Consider the following 22057-nt stretch of genomic DNA (forward strand, 5'->3'; position numbering starts at 1 on the left):
CCGTTGGTGATGCGGCTCGTCAACGCGGGTGGTCGAGCACCAGTTTGCCGAACGTGCTACCGGCGTGCAGCCGGGTGAACGCGTCGCGCACCTCGCTGAAGCCGTACTCGGTGTCGACGACCGGCCGGATGCCCCGCTGCGCGCACAGCGCCAGCAGATCCCGCAGCTCGTCGGGAGTGCCCATCGAGGTGCCGAGGATCTCCAGCTGCATGGCGAACACCCGGCGCAGGTCGACGGCGGGCAGGTGGCCGCTGGTGGCACCGGACACGACGATCCGGGCACCGGGCGCGGCGGACTTCATCGAATGGTCGAAGGTGGCCGCACCGACGGTCTCAATCACCACGTCGACCCGCTCCGGCAGTCGGCTGCCCGGCGCCAGGGCGGTGGCACCGAGCGCGGCCACCCGCTCCCGCTTTTCGGCGTCCCGGCTGGTCGCGTAGACCCGCTTGCCCAACGCGACGGCCAGCACCACGGCCGCGGTCGCCACCCCACCGCCCGCCCCCTGGACCAGCACCGACTCGGCCTGGTCGACCCGGCCCCGGGTGGTCAGCATCCGGTACGCGGTCAGCCAGGCGGTGGGCAGACAGGCCGCCTCGGTGAAGGTCAGCCCGGCGGGTTTCGGGATCAGGTTCGACCGGGGCACCGCTACCCGGTCGGCGAACGTGCCCGGGTAGCGCTCGGACAGGATCGACATGCCGCGCGGGTCCGCCGGATCGGGCACCACCGAGTGGACGACGACCTCGTTGCCGGCGTCGTCGACCCCGGCGGCGTCACAACCGAGGATCATCGGCAGCCGGTCGGCGGGCAGCCCGACGCCGCGCAGCGACCACAGGTCGTGGTGGTTAAGGGAGCTGGCCCGGACCTCGACCACCGTCCAGTCCGGGGCGGGCAGGTCCGGTTCGGGCAGCTCACCGACGCGCAGCGCGGCAAGCGGGTCGTCGGCGTCGACGGTCGAGGCGAAGACAGCTCGCATGCACCGCACGCTAGCAGCCGTGGTGCCGGCCGGCGCGCCGTGCGTTCCGGCCGGCACGGCAGGTCAGCGACGGGCGACGCCGTCGCGGCGGGCGGCGGCGGCGACCGCCGCGGCGACCGCCGGCGCGACCCGAGGATCGAGTGCCGACGGCACGAACGCCTCCGGTTGCAGCAGGTCGGCCACGACGCCGGCGATCGCGTCGGCGGCGGCCACCTTCATCCCCTCGGTGATCCGGGTGGCACCGGCGTCCAGGGCCCCCCGGAACACGCCGGGGAAGGCCAGCACGTTGTTGATCTGATTGGGGAAGTCGCTGCGGCCGGTGGCCACCAGGGCGGCGTACCGGTGGGCGATCTCCGGGTGGACCTCCGGCGTCGGGTTGGCCAGCGCGAAGACGACCCCGCCGGGTGCCATGCCGGCGACCGCCGATTCGTCGATCTGCCCACCGGAGAGGCCGATCAGCACGTCGGCGCCGACCAGCGCGTCGGCGATGCCACCGGCACAGGCGGCGGTCATCGCGGCCAGCTCGGCCTTGACGCCGGTGAGGTCCGCCCGGTCGGAGTGGATGATGCCGCGCGAGTCGCAGACCACGGTCTTCGCCGGGTCGACGCCGCCGGCGATCAGCATCCGGGTCACCGCGACGCCGGCTGCGCCGGCACCGCTGATCACCACCCGCAGGTCGCCGAGCTTGCGGTCCAGCAGGGCGACCGCGTTGCGCAGGGCGGCCAGCACCACGATCGCAGTGCCGTGCTGGTCGTCGTGGAAGACCGGGATCGGCAGCGCCTCGTCGAGGCGGCGCTCGATCTCGAAGCAGCGTGGCGCGCTGATATCCTCCAGGTTGATCCCGCCGAACGATGGCGCCAGGGCGGTGACCGTCGCCACGATCGCGTCGATGTCCCGGGTGTCCAGACAGATCGGCACCGCGTCGACGTCGCCGAACTGTTTGAACAGCACCGCCTTGCCCTCCATGACGGGCATCGCGGCGCGTGGGCCGATGTCACCGAGGCCAAGCACCGCGGTGCCGTCGGTGACCACCGCGACCGTGTGCGACACCCAGGTGTAGTCGTCGACCAGGGTCGGATCGGCGGCGATCGCCTCGCACACCCGGGCCACCCCCGGCGTGTACGCGAGTGAAAGGTCCTCCCGGTCGGCCAGCGCGACGGTGGGCATGATCGCCATCTTGCCGCCCCGATGCAGGTCGAAGACCGGGTCAGAAATTGCCACAGTAGACATGGTGACTCCAGAGCCGTTGAGCGTGACAAATAGCCGCCGGCTCGGCGCGAGGTCAGCGTTGACCGGCGAGGCGCTGCGGGGGTCACCCGGATTCCGTGTCGAGCATAGTGTCACACAGCACGATTTCCTGCGAAGTGATTCACAGCAGTCGGCGACCCGGGCCCACCCGGCGTGGCCGCGGCCAGTAGCGACACAGCACCCGGCCACGCACGTCGGCCACACCGAAGGCGCGTGAGTCGTCGGTCACCAGATCGTTGTCCCCGCGCAACCACCAACCGCCGGACTCGGCCCGTACCACCCGTTTGACCACCAGCAGTCCGGGACGCGACCGGAAGGTGGCGACCACCACGTCCCCCGGGCGGACCGCCCGCCCGCCCCGGCGGACCAGCAGCGCGTCGCCGTGCCGCAAGGTAGGGGCCATCGATGGTCCGTGCACGAGCACGGCGAACAGTGGTGAAAGCACTTGCACCTCCCGCCAGGTCCGCGAGCCCGATGCGCGATAGGGTCGGCAGGGAGGATCATCCTCCAGCTTACGCGTGCCGGCGATCGTGCCGCCGGCCAACACACGGAGGGTCCTGATGCGACTTCTACGCATGTTTACTCCGCGCACGGTGGTCAGCGCCCACTGCGACCTGCCCTGTGGCGTCTACGACCCGGCGCAGGCCCGGATCGAGGCTGAATCCATCAAGGCGATCGCGGAGAAGTACCAGGCGAACACCGACCCGGAGTTCCGCACCCGGGCGCTGATCATCAAGGAGCAGCGCTCCGAGTTGGTCAAGCACCACCTGTGGGTGCTCTGGACCGACTACTTCAAGCCGCCGCACTTCGAGAAGTACCCGCAGCTGCACCAGCTGTTCAACGAGGCTACCAAGCTCGCCGGTGGCGGCGGTGGGACCAAGGCGTCGGTCGACCCGGCCAAGGCGGACGAGCTGCTGGTCAAGATCGACGAGATCGCGAAGATCTTCTGGGAGACCAAGCAGGCATGATCTGTCGGTCCGGCCGGTGCGCGATGCGCACCGGCCGGCCGGTTCCGCCGGGCACGAGCCGCCCTGCCACAGCCGAGGCGTGGCAGGTGCCGCGTACCACCCGCCCGGCTCGGTCGGACGACGAATCACTCCGGATGACACCGCAGGGATAGACGTCAACCGGTAGAGTCCAGGCGGGGGTATCCGGGATGAGTTCGCTGGTCACACAATCCGAGCCGACCGTCGACGATGACGTGGTGCTGCTCACCGTGCCTGCCGACGGCGGCTACCTGAGCGTGCTGCGTACCGCGACGGCCGGGCTGGCCGCACGCCTGCACTTCGCGCTGGACGAGATCGAGGATCTACGGATCGCGGTCGACGAGGCCTGCGCCATGCTGCTCGCCGTCGCCGCCCGCGACGCGGACCTGCAGTGCCGGTTCTCGGTGACCGACGACGCGCTGACCGTCGAGGTCGCCGTCGCGACGGTACGCGGTGCCCGACTGCCACCGGACTCCTCCTTCGCCTGGAAGGTGCTCCGGGCGCTGACCAGCTCGGCGTCGGCGACCGCCAGCAGCGGCCAGGCCAGCATCAGACTGCTCACCCGCCGGTCCGGCGGCCGCTGACCCCGCAAAAAGTTCTCCACCGGCGGTTGTCCCGCCGGTGTTCGGTTGGTCACTCCAGCCCGAAGGCCCGGGTCGTCGGCGGGGCCACCAGCAGCGCCGTCACCAACAGACCGAGGGCGATCAGCGGTACGCCGAGCCAGGCCAGGCCGCCGACGATCATGTAATAGCCGACCGGTAGCAGCATCAACTGCGCGACGATGCCCGGTGCCCGCGCCGCGCTGCGGCGGCGGGCCACGGCACGCGCCAGCACCGCCAGCAGCACCGCGCCGCCGACGGCGAACCCGGTGACGATCAGCGCCGAGACGAGGTCGGTCGCGGCGCTGGTGACGTCCTGGTACGCGAGGTAGCCGGCGACCAGCCCGACGGCCACCGCCTCCCCGGCCAACGCCCACACCGCCCACCGCAGGGTCGCCGGTGTGGGCTGTGCGTCGATGGTCACGGCGTCACGATACCCGCGACAGCTCGCGATAAAGTGCCGCCCATGCGGGCCCTCTTGGTGGTCAATCCGAAGGCCACCACCACCAGCGAGCGCACCCGGGACGTGATCGTCCGGGCGCTGCGCAGCGAAGTCGACCTGTCGGTGGCGTCCACCCACCGGCGCGGGCATGCCGTCGCGTTGGCCAGGGCGGCCGCTGAGGACGACTTTGACGTGGTGGTCACGCTGGGCGGCGACGGCACCGTGAACGAGGCCGTCAACGGCCTGATGACGTCTGCTCCGGCGAGGGAGACGCTGCCGGGTCCGGCGGCGGACCGGCTGCCGGCGCTGGCGGTGGTGCCGCTCGGCTCGACGAACGTCTTCGCCCGTGCGGTGGGGCTGCCGCCGCAGTGGCCGGAGGCGACGAGTGTACTGCTGGAGGGTCTGCGGACCGGGCGGTTCCGTACCGTCGGTCTGGGCCGCGCCGACGGCCGGTACTTCACCTTCTGCGCTGGGCTGGGGCTGGACGCGGCGGTGATCCGGCAGGTCGAGCGGGCCCGGCTGCGCGGGCGCCGGTCGACCGTCGGGCTCTACCTGCGTTCGATGGTCAGCGAGTTCTTCATTGGCATGGACCGGCGGCATCCGGCTATTCGGTTGGAGCGGGCCGGCGAGCCGGTGGCGGCCGAACTCGCCACCGTCGTGGTCCAGAACACCGCGCCGTGGACCTTCTTAGGTGAACGGGCGATCAATCCGAATCCGGAGGCGTCCTTCGATCTCGGCCTGGACGTGATGGCGCTTCGCCAATTGCATGTGCCGAGCACCACCCGCACTCTCGCCCAGATCGCCGCCAGCCGACCGGATCCACGCGGCCGCCAACTCGTCCAACTGCACGATTTGTCCGAATTTACGCTATCCGCAACACAACCGCAGGCCTTCCAACTCGACGGCGATTATCTCGGGGAGCGGCTCAAAGTCCGTTTCACGGCGGTCCGAGGGGCCTTGCGGGTGGTCTTCTGACACGCTCCGTAACTGAGCTTCGACTGCGGAGCGTGACCGGAGGCACGGAAGACACGGGGCTGAAATGCCTGCACTGTGGCGCGGACCGTACTACATTGATTCTCAACTGTCGCACTCCGGGTGTCGGTGAGCGTCAGAAAACGGACAAATAGGTCGTGACGTTGCTCACCCGATTGGACTTTTTCTGAGCGCTACCCTTGACATCGCAGGGGTTCGTGAAAGTATTCACAAGCGGACCGATTCACCCGGGACGTTGCCTGGATGCGCTCGCCACGCGGCAGCTAGGAGCAACGTTCCACAGGCTTACGCCTGCTCACGCGCTGCCGATCCGACGGATGCAATCCGTTGTGGCCGACTGCGCGGGCGCATAAAGAAAAACCGGAGCATTTACCGCCACCGATCCAGAATGAGGAGTGTTGCCGCCATGGACTGGCGTCACCATGCTGTCTGCCGCGACGAGGACCCGGAGCTGTTCTTCCCGATCGGGACGTCCGGCCCCGCGATCCTGCAGGTCGAGCAGGCCAAGGCTGTCTGCCGGCGCTGCTCCGTGACCGACCAGTGCCTGCAGTGGGCGCTGGAGTCCGGACAGGACGCTGGCGTCTGGGGCGGGATGAGTGAAGAGGAGCGGCGCGCCGTCAAGCGTCGCGGCGGACTGCGCGTCCTGCGCGCTCAAACTGCCTGACCCACCCGACGACCACCAAGCGACGTTCGTACGGCGCCTCGGGGCTGTCCCCGGGGCGCCGTCGTACGTACCTGCACTCCGGCTGCCGTGACCCGGCAACCGCTGCGGTGCGCGGCGCCTCACTTAATCAGTACCGGCGCGGCCACCCGGTCGACCCGCCGCAGTACCAGCCGGGCTAGTTCCGGCGCGCCGGCCAGCGGTGCCGCCGCACAGACCGCGCCGGCCTGCCGGGCCGACGCCATCGCCGTGTCGTAGAGCAGGCCCGGTGCCAAGAAGTACGCGGCCACCGCGACCCGCCGGGCACCCGCCGCACGCAGGGTTTCGACCGCCGCCCCGGCGGTCGGCGGTGCCGCCGACGCGAACCCTTCGACGCAGGGCACCCCGACCTCGGCACCGAACGCCGTCGCGGCCACCGCCACCGTCTCCCGGGCTGCAGCCGACCGGGTGCCAGCGGCAGCCAGCACCACGGCGTCCCAGCCGGAGCCGGCCTCGGCGAGTCGCCGCCGCAGCCCGGCCGTCAACAGCGGGTCCACCGCGCCGGAGCCGACCGACGGGCCGAGCACCTGCGTCGTCGTCACCGGCATCCGCAACCCGTCCCGGTACGCGGCCCGCACCACCTCGGGAATGTCCGTCCGGCCGTGGAACGCCTCGGTCAGCAGCAGCGGCACCACCGTCGCCTCCGGATAGCCGGCAGCCTGCAGGTCGGCCAGTACCGTCCCGGGGCGTGGTCCGGCGTGGTCCAGGTAGGAGGCCCGGACGTCGACCCCCGGCCGGGCTGCGGCTACTGCCCGAACCAGCGCCCGGGTCACCGTCGCGGCCCGCAGGTCCCGGCTGCCGTGCGCCACCAGCACGATCGGTCCGGTCATGAGTGCAGGCCGCACTCAGTCTTCTCGAACATCGCCCAGCGGCCGGCCCGTGGGTCCTCGCCGGCGGTGGTGCGCCGGGTGCACGGCCAGCAGCCGATCGAGGTATAGCCCTGCTTGAACAGCTCGTTGACCGGGATGTTCCACCGGGACACATAGGCGTCCACGTCCGCCTGGGTCCACGCCGCGATCGGATTCACCTTGACCCGGCCGCGTCGGGCGTCGAACCCGACCACCGGGGTGTTGGCCCTGGTCGGCGACTCGTCACGGCGCAGCCCGGCGGCCCAGGCGTCATAGTCGCCGAGCGCCCGCTCCAGCGGCTCGACCTTGCGCAGCGCGCAGCACTCGTCGGGCGCCCGGTTGAACAGCCGGGGACCGAACTCACCGTCCTGCTGGCCGACGGTCATCCGGGGCCGGATCGACCGCAAGTTCACCGGCATGGTCGCGGCCACCTGATCGCGGACCCGCAGCGTCTCCGGAAAGTGCAGACCGGTGTCGAGAAAGACCACGTCGACGCCGGGCGCCACCCGGGAGACCAGATGCGCCAGCACTCCGTCCGCCATCGAACTGGTCACGCAGAACCGGTCGCCGAAGGTTTGCACCGCCCACCGGGCGACCTCCTCGGCCGGCGCGCCCGCCAACTCCCGACCGGCGTGTTCGGCGAGAGCCCGCAGCTCGGCAGGGCTGCGCCGGGTCGGCGGCCGGTCGGCGGCCGGGCCGAGCCGGATCAGGTTCAGGTCGGCGGCGAGCACCGGGCTCATCGGGACACCTCCCTGCGGGCCAGCAGTCCGGTGAACCTGACGGTGAAGACGCGGGCGCAGTCGTGGCACTCCCAGGCGGTGTGCGCGTCGGCGTGCGGGCGGAGGTTCTCCTCTCCGCAGTAGGGGCAGTAGAGCGGTGCCGCGCGTGTCCCGGTGCTCACCACACCTCACCTCGCTCGTTCATCGCAACTCCTCCTCGTCGGCCCGGACGACCCACCTGGCGAACGTCTCGCCGTCGGTACGGCCGGCCAGGTAGCGGCGGACCACGCGTTCGACGTACTCGGGCAGCTCGTCGGCGGTGGTCTTGAGACCCCGCACCTTGCGCCCGAAGCCGGCGGTCTGCCCCTGGGCCATGCCCAGGCCACCGCCGAGATGGATCTGGTAACCCTCGACCTGCTGGCCGTCCGGCCCGACGACCAGCTGGCCCTTGAGCCCGATGTCGGCGACCTGGGTTCGGGCGCAGGCGTTCGGGCAGCCGTTGATGTGAATCGATATGTCGGCGTCCTCGGCGAGGCCGGCCGAGGCCAGTCGCTGCTCCAGGTGAGCCACCAGCTCCTCGCCGCGCCGCTTGGTCTCGACGATGGCCAGCTTGCAGAATTCGATCCCGGTGCAGGCCATCGTGCCGCGCCGCCAGGTGGACGGCCTGGCCTCCAGGCCGATCGCGCGCATCCCGGTGACCAGCGACTCGACCCGGTCCGGCGCGACGTCGAGCACCAGCAGTTTCTGGTACGGGGTGAGCCGTACCCGGTCCGAGCCGTGCTCGGCGGCCAGGTCGGCCAAGGCGGCGAGTTGACTGCCGGAAACCCGCCCGACCACCGGAGCGACCCCGACGTAGCGGCGGCCGTCGGCCTGCGGGTGCACCCCGATGTGGTCGATCGGCTTGGCCGGCAGCTCCGGAGCCGGCCCGTCGAGCAGGGTGCGGCCCAGGTACTCCTTCTCCAGCACCTCGCGGAACTTCTCAGTGCCCCAGTCGGCGACCAGGAACTTCAGTCGGGCCCGGTGCCGCAGTCGACGGTAGCCGTAGTCGCGGAAGATGCCGACCACGCCGGCCCACACGTCCGGCACCTCGGCCAGCGGCACCCAGACGCCGAGCCGCTGGGCGATCATCGGGTTGGTGGACAGCCCACCACCGACCCACAGGTCGAACCCGGGGCCGTGGTCGGGGTGATCGACACCGACGAACGAGATGTCGTTGACCTCGTACGGCGTGTCGGCCAGCCAGGAAATCGACGACTTGAACTTGCGGGGCAGGTTGGAGAACTCCTTGCTGCCCACGTACCGGCGGACGATCTCGTCGATCGCCGGGGTGGGGTCGATCTTCTCGGCGGCGGCAACGCCGGCGACCGGGCTGCCGAGCACGACCCGGGGGCAGTCGCCGCACGCCTCGGTGGTTTCCAGCCCGACGTCATCAAGCGCCTTCCAGATCGCCGGCATGTCCTCAACCCGGATCCAGTGCAGCTGGATGTTCTGCCGGTCGGTGACGTCGGCGGTGTCTCGGGCGTACCGCTGCGAGATGTCGGCGATGGTACGCAGCTGAGCCAGGTTCAGCTGGCCACCGTCGATACGCACCCGGAGCATGAAGTACTCGTCCTCCAGCTCGTGCGGCTCCAGCACGGCGGTACGCCCGCCGTCGATGCCCGCCTTGCGCTGGGTGTACAGGCCCCACCAGCGAAACCGGCCGCGCAGGTCGGCCGGGTCGATCGAGGCGAACCCCCGGTGGGCGTAGATGGTCTCGATCCGGGCCCGGACATTGAGCGGATCGTCGTCCTTCTTGGACCGCTCGTTGGGGTTGAGCGGCTCGCGGTGCCCGAGCGCCCACTGTCCCTCGCCGCGCCGGCGGCCGGGTCGGGTCGGGGTGCTGCTGCGCGCCATCGCGGCGTCCTCCGTGTCTGCGGGTCGATCTCGGTGGGCGGCACGGGCGCCTGCGTCGTCGTCGACGAGTGGGCCAGGGAGGAGGCCGGCGCGGAATGCCGCCCGGAACACAAAAAGGTCGGGCGTGCCTCAGTCGGCCGGACAGATGGCGCTGCGGACGCGGCCGTAATCAACGTGGCGGCGGGCCACGAAGCGGCGCTCAACGGCAGCGGTCATAGCACGAATGTTGCCACATCCGTACCGGTCAGACCAGCGCACCGTAGCCATGTCCCACATGACGGGCGGGCTGTGGGCCGGCTCACCTGCGGGCCGACGGGGTCCGGGGATCACCTGCGGGTCAGCGGGACCACCAGCACCGCCTCGGTGCCGCCGCCCGCGCGGTTGCGCAGCTCGATGGTGCCGCGCAGCTCGCCGGTGGCCAGGGCCCGCACGATCTGCAGGCCGAGCCGGCCGCCCACGGTCGCGTCAAACTCCGCCGGCAGACCCCGACCGTTATCGACGACCGTTACGTGCAGCTGCTTGCGGAACCGGTGCACCGTCACCATCACCTCGGCGGCCGACGGCGACCCTCCGCCGCCCTCGCCGGCCGGGGAAAAGCCGTGCTCGACCGCGTTGAGCAGCAGCTCGTTGAGCACCATCACCAGTGAGGTGGCGATCTCCGCCGGCAGTACGCCGAAGGTGCCCTCCCGGCGCATCACCACCTCGACCTCGGTGGCGGCGACCTCGGTGGCGGCGCTGGCGACCCGGTCCAGGATGCCGTCGAACTCAACCGCCTCGTCGCTGGACATGGCGAGGGTCTCGTGCACCAGGGCGATCGACGCGACCCGGCGTACCGACTCCTCCAGGGCCGCCCGCGCCGCCGGCTGCTCCACCCGACGGGCCTGCAGCCGCAGCAGCGCCGCCACCGTCTGCAGGTTGTTCTTCACCCGGTGGTGAATCTCCCGGATGGTGGCGTCCTTGGTGATCAGCGCCCGGTCCCGGCGGCGTACCTCGGTGATGTCGCGGACCAGCACCAGCGCACCGATCGGCACGCCGGCCGGCATCAACGGCAGCGCCCGGGTGAGCATGGTGGCGCCACGGGCCTCGATCTCCTTGCGGGCCGGCGCCTCGCCGCGCAGCGCGGCCAGCATCCGGTTGGCCGCGTCGGTGCCTTCCAGCGGGTCGTCGGCGAGCCGGTGGCACAGCGCGGCGAGGTCCTCACCCACCAGGTGGGCAGAGAAGCCGAGGCGGCGAAACGCCGACTGGGCGTTCGGGCTGGCGTATGTGGTCTTGCCGCTGGCGTCCAGCCGGATCAGCCCGTCGCCGACCCGGGGCGCCGAGGTGGTCTCGCCCGGGTGTCGAGCCGGTGGGAAGGTGCCGTCGGCGACCATCTGGGCGAGGTCGTCGGCGGTGGTCAGGTAGTTCAGTTCGAGCTGACTGGGGCTGCGGGCGGTGGACAGGTTGGTGTCCCGGCCGACCACCGCGATCACCCGCCCGGTCTCCCCGACGGCCGGGCGGATCCGGACCGGCATCGCCTCGTGCCGGGCCGGCGTGTTGCCGTACCAGACCGGGTCGCCCTCGCGCCAGATCCGACCCTGGTCGTAGGCGATGGTCAGGTGCGCCACCTCCGGGCCGTCCACCGTCCGCCCGACCTGGTCGTCCTGGTAGGCGGTCGGCGCCGTGGTGGGCCGCACCTGGGCCACGCACAGGAACGAGCTGTCGGCGTCGACCGGCACCCAGAGCAGCAGGTCAGCGAAGGACAGGTCGGAGAGTAGCTGCCACTCTCCGGCGAGCCGGTGCAGGTGGTCGATGTCGACCGGCCCCAGGGAGGTGTGCTCCTCGACAAGATCACGCAGGGTGGACACCCTCGTAGCCTGCCATGCGGCGGCGGCGCGGACACAGCCGTCACCGGGTGGAGGTGACCTTGGCCAGCCCACGGGGCGCGTCCGGGTCCTCGCCCCGGGCCAGCGCGAGAGTCAGGGCCAACTGCTGCGCGGGCAGGATGTCCAGCAGCGGCGCGTACCGCTCATCGACGTCGGGCACCCCGATCACCGCGGCCGGGCCGGTCGGGCCGCTCCCGATGGCGGCAGCCCCGGCCCCGATGGCGAGTACGTCGGCCCGCCGTTCGCCGAGTCGGCGCAGCACGTCGCGCATGGCGGTGCCGCCGGGCCCGGAGCCGACCACGGCGAGCACCGGTACGTCGGGGTCGGTCATCGCCAGCGGGCCGTGCAGCAGGTCGGCTCCGGAGAAGGCGAGCGCCGGCAGGTACGACGTCTCCATCAGTTTCAGGGCGGTCTCCCGCGCGGTCGGGTATCCGTACCCGCGCCCCGTGGTGACCAGCCGGGCGGCGAACCGGTAGCGCGGGGCCAGCTCGGCGGCAGTGGAATCGGTCAGCACCCGCTCGGCGAGCGCGGGCAGGGCGTCGAGGGCGGTCCGCTCGGCGGGCGGCAACGCCCCGTCACCGGCGCGGATCCCCTCGACCAGCATCAGCAGGGCGAGCAGCTCGGCGGTGTAGGTCTTGGTGGCGGCGACCGCCCGCTCGAAGCCGGCGGCGATGTCGACGGTGAGCTCGGCGGCGGCGGTCAGCGGCGATTCGGGGGTGTTGGTCACCGCCACGGTCAGCGCGCCCTGCTCCCGGGCCACCGCCAACACCTCGGCGAGGTCCGGTGAGCCGCCGCTCTGGCTGACCCCGACGACGAGCGCGTCCCGCAGGTCGGGGCGGGCACCGAAGAGGGTCACGGCGCTCGGTGAGGCCAGCCCGGCGGGCAGCCCGAGCCGGATCTCGCTCAGGTACGCGGCGTACAGCGCGGCGTGGTCGGAGGTGCCCCGGGCGGTGCACACCACGTGACGCGGGCGGCGGCCGGCGATCGCCGCCGCCACCTCGGCGATCGGGTTGGCGTACGCCGGCTGCAGCAGGCGGGCGTATCCGGTCGGCTGTTCGGCGATGTCGGCAGCCATCCCAATGCCAGGCCGGGCGGTACCTGTCCCGTCAGCCGTCCCAGGCTGGTCCGAAACTGGCTTCCGCTGCGTCACGACGCCTCCCTGTCTGCGCGGTCCAGCTCGAACGGTGATCATTCTTGCACTTTATAGCCGCTGCGGGCAACGAAGCGAGCAGCAATACGCAGGGGTGCGACGTTTGGCGCTTCGTGCCCTAGGCTGCCGGAGCCAGGGGGGACGATCAGCTACGAGGATCGGAAGAACGTGTCCGAGGGATTGCACGACCCGCGGCTGGCGGCCGAGGGCGAGCTGGCACTGGCCCGGATGGCACTCGACGAGGGTGACTACCGGCACGCCGCCGACCACGTCGCCGGTGCGATCACACACGCGCCGACCATGCCCGAGGTGCATGAGATGCTCACCCGGCTGGCTGCGCGCACCGGCGGAGGTCTCGACCTGTTCCCACTGGACGAGCAGGTTTTCATCGGTGCCGTGGTGGCCCGGGCGCATCTGCTGGCCGCCGCCGGCCGGGCCGGCGAAGGGCTCGAGTTGCTGGCCGCCGCGACCGGGCACGCGCCGACCCTGGACTGGGCCGGGGTGCCCTGGGTTGGCGCCGAGGACCTGCCGGCCCGGCTCGACCCGGACCAGATCGCCATCGTGCTGATGCAGATCTGCGCCAGCGTGCCGGACCCGGTACCCGCCGCCGACCGGCCGCCCCTGCTGCCGTACCTGCGGCTCGCCGGGCACGCCACCGCCGCACACCCCGACCACGGCCTGCTGCTCGGCGCCAGTTCAGCGCTGGCCCGGCGGCTCGGGGAGATCGCCACCGCGCTCGACTGGGCGAGCCAGGGGGTCCGCGCCGAGCCGTCCAAGCTGGCCGAGGTGTGGCTCGGGTACGCGTACCGCAGCGCCGGGCGCACCGGTGCGGCGATCGCCGCCCTGCGCCGAGCGAGCGCCCACGACCCGGACGACCTGTCCATCTACGCCGACATCGCCGGCACCCTCGCCGACGCGGGACGCCTCGACGAGGCGATCGACTGGATCGAGCGGGCGCTGGCCCGCAACCCCACCTTCGACTGCGCGGTGCACACCGCGTACCGGCTGCGCTACCGCCGGGACGGCGACCTGCGCCATCTGATCGCCCTGGCGGACTTCCAGCGGGACCACCCGGACGACTCGCACGAACACCATGACCTGGCCGAGTGCTGTCACGACCGGCCCTGGCTGGCCCGGCTGCCGGCGGCCGGCGGACCGGTGGTCGCCACTCTCGAACGGGCACTCACCCGTGGGCTGGTGCCGACCCGGCTGTCGCTGCGCCAGCCGGAGCCGCCCAGCGCGATGCGGCTGCTCGGAACGGCCCTGCCCGGGCTACCGGTCACCGTGCAGCGGACCCCGACACCGGATCCCCGTCAGCCACGCCGCACCTCGGTACGGCAGCTCTGGCGCTACGCCGGCTGGCAGGCCGACCCGGCGCTGGACCACCCGTCGCCGCAGGCGTGCGAGCGAATCCGGCAGATCGCCCAGCCGGTCTGGCACCACCCACCGGCCGCGTACGACAGCGCGGTGATCCTGGCCACCCTCGACGCCGACGACCTGCTCGGCCTGCTGGTACACCCACCGCCGCCGGCGGATCCGGCCGGCACCGACCCGGCCGGCTGGCTGCGGTGCGTGCAGGTGTGGGCCTGCCTGGGCATGCTGCACCACCGCACCGACGAACCCTGGCCCGGCTCGACCCGGCGCCGGGTGCTCGTCGACGTGGCCTGGGGCGTCGAGGACTGGGCCGCCGAGGCCGCACTGTTCGCCCTGGTCACCGCCGCCTGGGTGGATCCGGAGGTACGCCCGGACGTGGCCCGGGTGGTGGCGGAGCGGCTCGCCGACGCGGTGGAGGTCGCCGGGCACCGTACCGTGCCGATCCTGTGGTCGTTGGCCCAGCTGGCCTTGGCGACCCCGGAGCTGGACCCGGACACCGCCAGCACAGCACGCCGGATCGCCGGCCGGTCGGCGCGAATCCCACGCCAGCGCCGGCCCGGTCTGATCCGTCGGTTGCTGGGCCGAGCCTGATCCCCGTCCGGCCGCACGCGATCTCCCGTCCGACCGGTCCGCAAGAAGTCGACCGGTCCGCAAGAAGTCGACCGGTCCGCGAGAAACCTATTCGATGACCGCGATCAGGTCGCCTTCCTGGACCACGTCGCCCTCGTCGACGGCGAGTTTCTGCACCACCCCGTCGGACTCGGCGACCACCGGGATCTCCATCTTCATCGACTCCAGGATCACCAGGGTGTCGCCGTCGGAAACGGTGTCACCGGCGGCGACCACCACCTTCCAGACGTTGGCTACCATCTCGGCCCGGATCTCTTCGGCCATCGGCCGACCCTCCTCCGTACGCCCGGCTCGCCGGCCGGTCCATCCCTCGCGCCGGCCCACCGGCCGGCCCGTCCCGTAACCACCGGCCCGTCCCGATGTGCCGGTTGCGACATGCGAAAGGTATCCAATGACGTGCCCGTCGCGCATGCCGCTCACCGGACCGGCCTAGCATCAACGGGTCAGCTCCCGGTCTACGGGAGACACCGTCCGACGGGAGGACCGATGGCCAAGAAGGCTCGTAAGAAGAAGGCACGTAAGAAGAGCGCCGCCAACCACGGCAAGCGCCCCAACTCCTGATGCCGGTGGGTCGCCGGTCGGGCCACCCGACCGGCGGCCCGCAGCAGGGTCAGTCCGGCAGGTACTCCCGCGAGTCCGTGTCGAACACGAACTCGCTGAGCTTGGCGCGCAGCCGGTCCCGCAACTCGGCCGGCGCCGTCTCGTTGCCACAGCAACGCGCGACGAGTGCCTTGACCTCCTGCTCGATGCCGTACTCCCGCAGGCACGGGGAGCACTCGTCGAGGTGGTGCCGGATGAGTTCCCGCCGCTCCTCGGCACACTCCAGGTCCAGGTACAGGTAGACCTCGGCGAGCACCTGACGGCAGTCCTGGTCGAACGAGTCACCGCCTTGCACGATCGTCACACCTCCTGGCCGGCCGCGGCGGGCTTGGTCGAATGGACCCGGTTGAGGCCTCGGTCGGAGGCGTAGCGCTCCAGCATCCCGCGCAGATTCCGCCGCCCGCGGTGCAACCGGGACATGACCGTCCCGATCGGAGTCCCCATGATGTCGGCGATCTCCTTGTAGGAGAAGCCCTCGACGTCGGCAAGGTAGACGGCGAGCCGAAAATCCTCCGGCAGTTGCTGCAGGGCCTGCTTGATATCGCTGTCCGGCAGCCGCTCCAGCGCCTCGGTCTCGGCGGACTTCAGTCCGCTGGAGGTGTGCGACTCGGCGGCGGCGAGCTGCCAGTCGGTGATCTCCTCGGTCGGCGCCTGCACCGGCTGGCGCTGCCGCCGACGGTAGGAGTTGATGTAGGTGTTCGTCAGGATGCGGTAGAGCCAGGCCTTGAGGTTGGTGCCCTCCTCGAACTGGTGGAAGGCGGAGAACGCCTTGAGGTACGTCTCCTGCACCAGGTCCTCGGCGTCGGCCGGGTTACGGGTCATCCGCAGCCCGGCCGCGTACAACTGATCGACGAAGGGTAATGCGTCACGCTCGAACCGCGCGCGCCGCTCGTCTGTCCGCTCTGATCGGGTCAACCGCTCGTCCCCCCTCGACTGTCCCGCCGAGGATACGCGCAAAGGCTGACCGGCCGTCGCGGTTCGGCCAGGTGTGCCCGTACTCACCGGTCGTGTGGCAGGCTGACCTGTCCGGCGCAAGGTCGACTCACCGACCCGCCGGGTGGCTGACGCCGGCCGGACCGGTCCATGGGGTCGGAACGGCCCCGGCGCGGCGAGCCCTTCCAGGGGCCGCAACTCGGGTGACCATTCGAAGGCGTCCCGCAGCCGACGGCCCCCGTCGTGCTGGCCCGCGGGCTGCGTCGCGCCGCGTATGTGGATGCGCACCGGTTCCACCCCTTCGTCGAGACTGAGCTCCCGGGGTAGTAACGCGGGCCGGGTGGTGACGCATTCCAACCCGTCCCGGCCCCGGAACCCGGTGACGGGCTCCGGAACCGGGAAGGGCCTGGGAGTTCCCGCGGCGGTGTCGCCACCGCGGCGCTCCGGACGCCGGCTCGGCGTCGCGGACATCCGATGCAACGACGGCTACCGGGCACCGGACACGGCCCGGGGCGTGCGGTCACCGGCCCGCCCAGCCGTGCCGGACCAGCCAGTCGACCACCACGTCGGCCGTGCCGGCCGGGTCGACCCGCAGATCGTGCCGTTCACCCGGCCTGATCACCACGTCGCGGCCGGCCGCCGGGGGCGGCACCCCGAACGGGTCGCGATCGCCGTTCACCACCAGCGTCGGCCGGCCGGTGTCGAGCTCGTCCGCCCGGGTCCGCTCCGGCCGCCCGGGCGGGTGCAGCGGGAAGGCGAGGGCAACGACCGCGTCGGCGTGCACCGCCGCAGCCGTACGGCAGGCCACCCGCGCGCCGCTGGACCGTCCGCCGACGATCAGCGGTGGCGCGGGGGTGAATCCGGCGACCGTCTCGGTGACCACGGCATGCCAGGCCTCGTCCAGGTGGTGTGCCGGCGCGGGAGCCCGCCGACCGGCGACCCGGTACGGCTGGGTGACCAGGGCCACCGCCACCGCTGCCCGGGACGCCGCCGAGCGCAGCGCCGACAGGTCGGCGGCGGTCACGTCACCGCCGGCACCGTGCCCGAGCACCAGCAGACCGGCCGGGGGCACCGGCGGCACCGTCAGGTCGACCCAGGCGGTGCCGCGCGGCGTCGGCACCGACCGCCGGTCAGCGCTCGGGTCCACGGGTGCGCCCGGGTCGGCCGGCTCGCCCCGGCCCACCGGTTCACCCGGGTCCATCGCCTTCGGCTGGTCCGGGTCGCTTCGCTTCACCGGACCATTGTGCCGTGGTCGCCGGGCGTACCCGCCTGGCAACGCCCCGATCAGCTCAGCGGCACCAGGGTGAGTAACCGGTCGCGGACCGGCGGGCCGGCTTCGTCGACCGGACCGGGATCCGGACCATCGCCGGAGCCCCGCCAGGCCACCTGCATGGCTCGGCGTTCCCGCGGGGTCGTCGCCCCCCAGACGCCGTGGCTGTCCCCGGCGTCGAGTGCCCAGGCCAGGCACGGCCCCTGGACCGGACAGGTACGGCAGAGCGCGACTGCGGCATCGGCCGGTTCGCTCGGCGCGGGGAAGAACGTCTCCGGGTCGACGCTCTGACAGACCCCGCGAGTCCGCCAGGCTTCGTCGAGGCGGCGTTCCGCCATCGCTGTGAGCAGCCTGGGGTCGCGCCGCGCGGCTGCGACCTCATGTGGACGGGGCATTCGCGCCCGGGTCATTACCCACCTCCCCCGTGGGATCTAAGACAATGATCAACGTCGTTGGTTTGCGGCGAATCGGAATCCACTGTCGGCGCTGGTTTCTATCGCACTTCGGCAGGCATAGACAAGGGCCTGCATCGATTCTGGGGAAAATACGTCCCGGCGATTCGGTCCCAACACTGGCAAACCCCCGCCCGCGCGGTCGGCTGATCACCGGAAGTAGGACCCCGGCGTCACCGCCGAGCCTGGGAGCGGTACCATCCGCAGGCTCAGAAGAGCTCCGGATGCGGCGCCGGACCGGCCGGCCCCGACCCGCTCCCCGGAGCTACCCGTCGCACCAGTTCAGCGCCGTTGTTACGGACGTTGCCCACCGTCGTACCCACCGGCCGAATCTCGATGCAGTCCAGGTAATTGTCATTCGGCGCAGCCAGCAGGGCGGTGCCGTCCACTTCCGGGTCGAGCCATTCGGCCCAGCGGTCCTCCGGCAGCAACAGCGGCATTCGATCATGAACCTCGGCGAGCGGCCCGACCGCCGCGGTGGTAATCACACTGCTCGTGATCATTGGGTCCGGCCGGCCCCAAACCGACCAGAGACCGGCGAACGCCAGTACCCGGCCGTCGACCGGGGTCATGAAGTACGGCTGCCCGCCACCGCGCCGGACACCGGCCGGGCGTACCCACTCGTACCAGCCGTCGGCCGGCACCAGACAGCGACGACGGGCGAACGACGGCGCGAACGCCCTACTGGACGCGACCGTCTCCGACCGCGCGTTGATCATGCGGGTGCCGATCCGAGGGTCGGCCGCCCACGGCGGCACCAGGCCCCACCGGGCCACGCTCACCACCCGTCGGGCAACCGCCGGCTCGGCTACCGGCTGCGGCTGGTCGGTCCGGTCACCTCGGGACAGCCGCACGATGGGCACCGGATCGGTGGGTGCCGCGTTGTAGTCGGCCGCCAGCGAGCCGCCCGTGTCGTCCAGCGCCTCGAACAACGCGGAGAGATCCGCCGCGCTGCGCGTGGTCGCGTACCGCCCGCACATGGTGCCCAGGCTAGTTGGTCGGCCCGGCGTGGTTGGCACACTGTACGGGTGCCTGAACTCAGCAGTGTCCCGCCGCACCAGCCATGGACCGCACCCCGCGCCGCCGGGCCGATCCGGTCCACCCTCCGACTGCCCGGCTCGAAGTCGATGACCGCCCGCGCCCTGGTGCTGAGTGCGCTCGGCACCGCCCCCGGCAGCGTCGTCCGCCCGCTCCGGGCTCGGGACACCACGCTGATGGCCGCCGGCCTGGCCGCGATGGGCACCGGGATCGAGACCGGCTCCGCGCAGCGCTGGCCGGTCGTCCCGGCCGCACTGCACGGCCCGACACACGTCGACGTCGGCCTCGCCGGCACCATCATGCGGTTCCTGCCGGCGGTGGCCGGGCTGGCCGACGGTCCGGTCACCTTCGACGGCGACCCGCAAGCCCGGGCTCGCCCGCTCGGCCCGCTGCTCGACGGCCTGCGCCACCTCGGGTTGCGCATCGACGCCGCGCCGACCGGCGGGTTGCCGATCACCGTGCACGGCACCGGACAGGTCACCGGCGGTGCGGTCGAGGTCGACGCCTCGAAGTCCAGCCAGTTCGTCTCCGGGCTGCTGCTGGCCGCGCCCCGGTTCACCGGCGGGGTGCTGGTCCGACACACCGGGGCGGTGCTGCCGTCCGCCCCGCACATCGCGATGACCGTCGAGATGCTGCGCGCCGCCGGCGCGGTGGTGGACGACTCGGTGCCACAGACCTGGCGGGTCGAGCCGGGCGAACTGCGCGGGCGGGACTGGCCGATCGAGCCCGACCTGTCCGGCGCGCTGCCCTTCTTCGCCGCCGCGCTGGTCACCGGCGGCACGGTCACGCTGGCCGACTGGCCGGCGCAGAGCGCCCAGCCGGTGGGCCTGCTGATCGAGCTGATCGAGCAGCTCGGCGGCTCGGTCACGGTCGACGGCAACGGGCTGACCGTCCGGGGCACCGGCACGGTGCGCGGCGTCACCGTCGACCTGCGCCAGGTCAGCGAGTTCACTCCGGTGCTCGCCGCGCTCGCCGCGCTCGCCGACGCGCCGTCACGGCTGACCGGCGTCGCCCACATCCGTGGACACGAGACCGACCGGCTGGCGGCGCTCGCCGCCGAGCTGACCGGGCTCGGCGCCGCGGTGACCGAGCTGCCCGACGGGCTGGAGATCGCCCCCAAACCGCTGCACGGCGCAGTGTTCCGCACCTACGACGACCACCGGATGGCGCACGCCGCCGCTGTGCTCGGCCTGGCGGTGCCGGGCGTCGAGTTGACCGACGTCGGGTGCACGGCCAAGACGCTGCCGGAATTTCCGGCACTATGGTCGGCGGTGGCGGCAGGAGACTGACCGCGACGGGAGAGGAGCAGATCCTGGCCGGCAGGCGCAGGGAGTACGACGAGGACGACGTGCGGGTACGACCGCGCCGGTCGTCCCGGCCGCGTACCCGCACCAGGCCGGCGCACGACGACGCGGTCGACGGTTTCGTGGTCACGGTCGACCGGGGCCGCTACGGCTGCGTACTCACCGGCCCGCAGGCTCCGCAGCCGGTCGCCGACCCGCCTCCGGTGGTGACCGCGATGCGGGCCCGGGAGCTCGGTCGGCGCGCGGTGGTGATCGGCGACCGAGTCGCGTTGGTAGGCGACGTCTCGGGTGACGCCGGCAGTCTCGCCCGGATCGTCCGGATCGACGAACGGGCCTCGGTGCTGCGCCGTACCGCCGACGACGACGAAACCACCCCGGAGGGCCGGCTGGAGCGGGTGGTCGTCGCCAACGCCGACCAACTGGTGATCGTCAGCGCGTTGGCCGACCCGCCGCCCCGGACCGGATTCATCGACCGTTGCCTGGTCGCCGCGTACGACGCCGGGATCGACCCGCTGCTCTGCCTGACCAAGGCCGACCTGGCCGACCCGGCGCCGGTCGTCGACTACTACCGGGACCTCGACCTGGAGTACGTGCTGTGCCGACCCGGCAGTGACCTGGCCGACCTGCGGCACCGCCTGGCCGGTCGACTGTCGGTGCTGGTCGGGCACTCCGGGGTAGGCAAGAGCACGCTGGTCAACCGGCTCGTGCCGGAGGCGTTACGAGCGGTCGGCACGGTCAGCGCGATCGGCCGGGGACGGCACACCTCGTCCAGCGCGGTAGCCCTGCGGCTGCCGTACTCCGGCGCGTCGCCTGACGAGGCCGACACGTCGGCCGACGACGGTGCCGGTGCGGGGAGTCGGGCCGACGCGCGGGTCGTTCCGGCCGGCGACCCCGGATGGATCGTCGACACGCCCGGCGTACGCAGTTTCGGGCTGGCCCACGTGTCGGCCGAGAGCCTGCTGCACGGCTTCGCCGATCTGGTCGAGGGGAGCCTCGACTGCCCGCCGAACTGCGAGCACACCGGCGACGCCGGCCAGTGCCGGCTGGCCGGCTGGGTGGCGGCCGGCAACGCCGATCCGCGCCGGCTGGCGTCGTACCGGCGGCTGTTGGACTCGCGGTCCGGGGATACCGAGACCGGCCGTAGCGCGACCCGCGGGTGAGCGGGCCGGACCTTACGCGGTGGGACATCCGACCATTGCGGTGAGTAATCAGATACCTTTCCCGCCATGGCCCGGTACGCCGACGATCTCTCCCTCGCCCATCTACTCGCCGACACCGCAGACTCGATGTCGATGGCCCGGTTCCGGGCGCTCGACCTGCGGGTCGAAGCGAAGCCGGATCTCACACCGGTCTCCGACGCGGACACCGCCGTGGAGAAGGCGCTGCGCGCCACCCTGGCCCGGACCAGACCCCGGGACGGCGTGCTGGGTGAGGAGTTCGGCGCGTCGGTCGCGGCGGCGGGGCCCGGCAACCGGCAGTGGGTGATCGACCCGATCGACGGCACCAAGAACTTCATCCGGGGCGTACCGGTCTGGGCGACGCTGATCGCCCTGATGGAGGGGGACCAGCCGGTGGTCGGCCTGGTCTCGGCACCGGCGCTGGGCCGACGCTGGTGGGCCGCGATCGGTCACGGAGCGTACGCAGGACGGCACACGGCCGCCGCGACCGCGATCCAGGTCTCCGGGGTCCGCCGCCTCGCCGACGCCAGCTTCTGCTACTCCTCGCTGACCAGTTGGGAGGAGTCCGGGCGACTACCGGCGATGTTGGACATCATGCGGTCGGTGTGGCGCAGCCGGGCCTACGGGGACTTCTACGGCTACATGCTGGTCGCCGAGGGCGCGGTGGACGCGATGGTCGAACCGGAGCTGTCACTGTGGGACCTGGCCGCGTTGATCCCCATCGTCACCGAGGCGGGTGGCACCTTCACCGACCTGACCGGCCGGGCCGGCCCGGCCGGCGGCAGCGCCGTGGCCAGCAACGGCAGGCTGCACTCCGATCTGCTGCACCGGCTCAGCTGACCGCAGCCGGTCTCAGGTGGAGCAG

The 22057-nt window shown here is 72.0% G+C and carries 24 protein-coding genes and 1 pseudogene; 9 read left to right on the forward strand and 16 right to left on the reverse strand.

What is annotated here, in order from left to right:
• Positions 1-19 precede the first annotated feature (19 nt).
• The 3 genes from ACFHW1_RS01910 to ACFHW1_RS01920 form a co-directional block, all read right to left on the reverse strand.
• On the reverse strand, positions 20-973 hold the full coding sequence (locus tag ACFHW1_RS01910; protein ID WP_416552322.1) for a zinc-binding dehydrogenase: 954 nt from the start codon (positions 971-973) through the stop codon (positions 20-22).
• A gap of 63 nt (positions 974-1036) precedes the next feature.
• On the reverse strand, positions 1037-2203 hold the full coding sequence (locus ACFHW1_RS01915) for an NAD(P)-dependent malic enzyme (protein WP_416552321.1): 1167 nt from the start codon (positions 2201-2203) through the stop codon (positions 1037-1039).
• Between the two features lie 139 nt (positions 2204-2342).
• Positions 2343-2672, reverse strand: coding sequence for a S24/S26 family peptidase (locus ACFHW1_RS01920; protein ID WP_416552320.1), 330 nt, complete (start codon positions 2670-2672; stop codon positions 2343-2345).
• Positions 2673-2781: 109 nt separating this feature from the next.
• On the opposite strand from ACFHW1_RS01920, the gene sodN reads away from it, so the two are divergent.
• Both sodN and ACFHW1_RS01930 read left to right on the forward strand, forming a co-directional pair.
• Positions 2782-3189, forward strand: a complete 408-nt coding sequence (sodN, locus tag ACFHW1_RS01925) for a superoxide dismutase, Ni (protein WP_123605226.1) — start codon at positions 2782-2784, stop codon at positions 3187-3189.
• Between the two features lie 188 nt (positions 3190-3377).
• Positions 3378-3791 (forward strand): ATP-binding protein, encoded by a 414-nt coding sequence (locus ACFHW1_RS01930; RefSeq protein ID WP_416552319.1) that lies wholly within the window; start codon positions 3378-3380, stop codon positions 3789-3791.
• Between the two features lie 49 nt (positions 3792-3840).
• Here ACFHW1_RS01930 and ACFHW1_RS01935 read toward each other — a convergent pair whose 3' ends face one another.
• On the reverse strand, positions 3841-4230 hold the full coding sequence (locus tag ACFHW1_RS01935) for a hypothetical protein (protein ID WP_416552318.1): 390 nt from the start codon (positions 4228-4230) through the stop codon (positions 3841-3843).
• Positions 4231-4272: 42 nt separating this feature from the next.
• On the opposite strand from ACFHW1_RS01935, the gene ACFHW1_RS01940 reads away from it, so the two are divergent.
• Positions 4273-5223 carry a diacylglycerol/lipid kinase family protein gene (locus ACFHW1_RS01940; RefSeq protein WP_416552317.1) on the forward strand — a complete coding sequence of 317 codons (951 nt, stop codon included), beginning with the start codon at positions 4273-4275 and terminating at the stop codon, positions 5221-5223.
• A 424-nt stretch (positions 5224-5647) separates the two neighbouring features.
• Positions 5648-5905, forward strand: coding sequence for a WhiB family transcriptional regulator (locus ACFHW1_RS01945; RefSeq protein ID WP_123605230.1), 258 nt, complete (start codon positions 5648-5650; stop codon positions 5903-5905).
• Positions 5906-6024: 119 nt separating this feature from the next.
• On the opposite strand, the gene ACFHW1_RS01950 is transcribed toward ACFHW1_RS01945, so the two are convergent.
• The 6 genes from ACFHW1_RS01950 to ACFHW1_RS01975 form a co-directional block, all read right to left on the reverse strand.
• The gene (locus ACFHW1_RS01950; RefSeq protein WP_416552316.1) at positions 6025-6786 is read right to left on the reverse strand and encodes a sirohydrochlorin chelatase; all 762 of its coding nucleotides are present in this window, start codon (positions 6784-6786) and stop codon (positions 6025-6027) included.
• Positions 6768-7529 (reverse strand): phosphoadenylyl-sulfate reductase, encoded by a 762-nt coding sequence (locus tag ACFHW1_RS01955; protein WP_416552315.1) that lies wholly within the window; start codon positions 7527-7529, stop codon positions 6768-6770. The genes ACFHW1_RS01950 and ACFHW1_RS01955 overlap by 19 nt, the downstream gene beginning before the upstream one ends.
• Positions 7526-7690, reverse strand: coding sequence for a hypothetical protein (locus ACFHW1_RS01960; RefSeq protein WP_416552314.1), 165 nt, complete (start codon positions 7688-7690; stop codon positions 7526-7528). The genes ACFHW1_RS01955 and ACFHW1_RS01960 overlap by 4 nt, the downstream gene beginning before the upstream one ends.
• Before the next feature lie 19 nt (positions 7691-7709).
• Positions 7710-9401 carry a nitrite/sulfite reductase gene (locus ACFHW1_RS01965; RefSeq protein WP_416552313.1) on the reverse strand — a complete coding sequence of 564 codons (1692 nt, stop codon included), beginning with the start codon at positions 9399-9401 and terminating at the stop codon, positions 7710-7712.
• A gap of 326 nt (positions 9402-9727) precedes the next feature.
• The gene (locus ACFHW1_RS01970) at positions 9728-11245 is read right to left on the reverse strand and encodes a histidine kinase N-terminal domain-containing protein (protein WP_416552312.1); all 1518 of its coding nucleotides are present in this window, start codon (positions 11243-11245) and stop codon (positions 9728-9730) included.
• Between the two features lie 40 nt (positions 11246-11285).
• Positions 11286-12338, reverse strand: a complete 1053-nt coding sequence (locus tag ACFHW1_RS01975; RefSeq protein WP_416552311.1) for an SIS domain-containing protein — start codon at positions 12336-12338, stop codon at positions 11286-11288.
• Between the two features lie 303 nt (positions 12339-12641).
• On the opposite strand from ACFHW1_RS01975, the gene ACFHW1_RS01980 reads away from it, so the two are divergent.
• Positions 12642-14378 (forward strand): tetratricopeptide repeat protein, encoded by a 1737-nt coding sequence (locus ACFHW1_RS01980; protein WP_416552375.1) that lies wholly within the window; start codon positions 12642-12644, stop codon positions 14376-14378.
• Between the two features lie 87 nt (positions 14379-14465).
• On the opposite strand, the gene ACFHW1_RS01985 is transcribed toward ACFHW1_RS01980, so the two are convergent.
• The gene (locus ACFHW1_RS01985; protein WP_416552310.1) at positions 14466-14681 is read right to left on the reverse strand and encodes a biotin/lipoyl-binding carrier protein; all 216 of its coding nucleotides are present in this window, start codon (positions 14679-14681) and stop codon (positions 14466-14468) included.
• Between the two features lie 222 nt (positions 14682-14903).
• On the opposite strand from ACFHW1_RS01985, the gene ACFHW1_RS01990 reads away from it, so the two are divergent.
• A complete protein-coding gene (locus tag ACFHW1_RS01990; RefSeq protein ID WP_370461611.1) occupies positions 14904-14978 on the forward strand; it encodes a 50S ribosomal protein bL37 in 75 nt (24 codons plus the stop codon).
• Positions 14979-15027: 49 nt separating this feature from the next.
• Here the strand turns inward: ACFHW1_RS01990 and rsrA are convergent, their stop codons facing one another.
• From rsrA to ACFHW1_RS02015, 5 genes and pseudogenes are all read right to left on the reverse strand, one after another.
• Positions 15028-15312, reverse strand: coding sequence for a mycothiol system anti-sigma-R factor (rsrA, locus tag ACFHW1_RS01995; RefSeq protein WP_278174373.1), 285 nt, complete (start codon positions 15310-15312; stop codon positions 15028-15030).
• Positions 15313-15317: 5 nt separating this feature from the next.
• Positions 15318-16019, reverse strand: a pseudogene (locus ACFHW1_RS02000) (sigma-70 family RNA polymerase sigma factor); the annotation flags it as partial.
• Positions 16020-16470: 451 nt separating this feature from the next.
• Positions 16471-17184 carry an alpha/beta family hydrolase gene (locus tag ACFHW1_RS02005; RefSeq protein WP_416552309.1) on the reverse strand — a complete coding sequence of 238 codons (714 nt, stop codon included), beginning with the start codon at positions 17182-17184 and terminating at the stop codon, positions 16471-16473.
• A gap of 50 nt (positions 17185-17234) precedes the next feature.
• A complete protein-coding gene (locus tag ACFHW1_RS02010) occupies positions 17235-17630 on the reverse strand; it encodes a WhiB family transcriptional regulator (protein ID WP_416552308.1) in 396 nt (131 codons plus the stop codon).
• Positions 17631-17881: 251 nt separating this feature from the next.
• Positions 17882-18652, reverse strand: a complete 771-nt coding sequence (locus ACFHW1_RS02015) for an SOS response-associated peptidase (protein ID WP_416552307.1) — start codon at positions 18650-18652, stop codon at positions 17882-17884.
• Positions 18653-18700: 48 nt separating this feature from the next.
• On the opposite strand from ACFHW1_RS02015, the gene aroA reads away from it, so the two are divergent.
• From aroA to hisN, 3 genes are all read left to right on the forward strand, one after another.
• On the forward strand, positions 18701-19999 hold the full coding sequence (aroA, locus tag ACFHW1_RS02020) for a 3-phosphoshikimate 1-carboxyvinyltransferase (RefSeq protein ID WP_416552306.1): 1299 nt from the start codon (positions 18701-18703) through the stop codon (positions 19997-19999).
• Positions 19972-21174 (forward strand): ribosome small subunit-dependent GTPase A, encoded by a 1203-nt coding sequence (locus ACFHW1_RS02025; protein WP_416567591.1) that lies wholly within the window; start codon positions 19972-19974, stop codon positions 21172-21174. Before aroA ends, ACFHW1_RS02025 begins: the two co-directional genes overlap by 28 nt.
• A gap of 66 nt (positions 21175-21240) precedes the next feature.
• Positions 21241-22032, forward strand: coding sequence for a histidinol-phosphatase (hisN, locus tag ACFHW1_RS02030; protein WP_123605243.1), 792 nt, complete (start codon positions 21241-21243; stop codon positions 22030-22032).
• The last annotated feature ends 25 nt before the right edge of the window (positions 22033-22057 follow it).

This window comes from Micromonospora sp. LOL_014 (assembly GCF_048060245.1).
Classification (GTDB): domain Bacteria; phylum Actinomycetota; class Actinomycetes; order Mycobacteriales; family Micromonosporaceae; genus Micromonospora_E.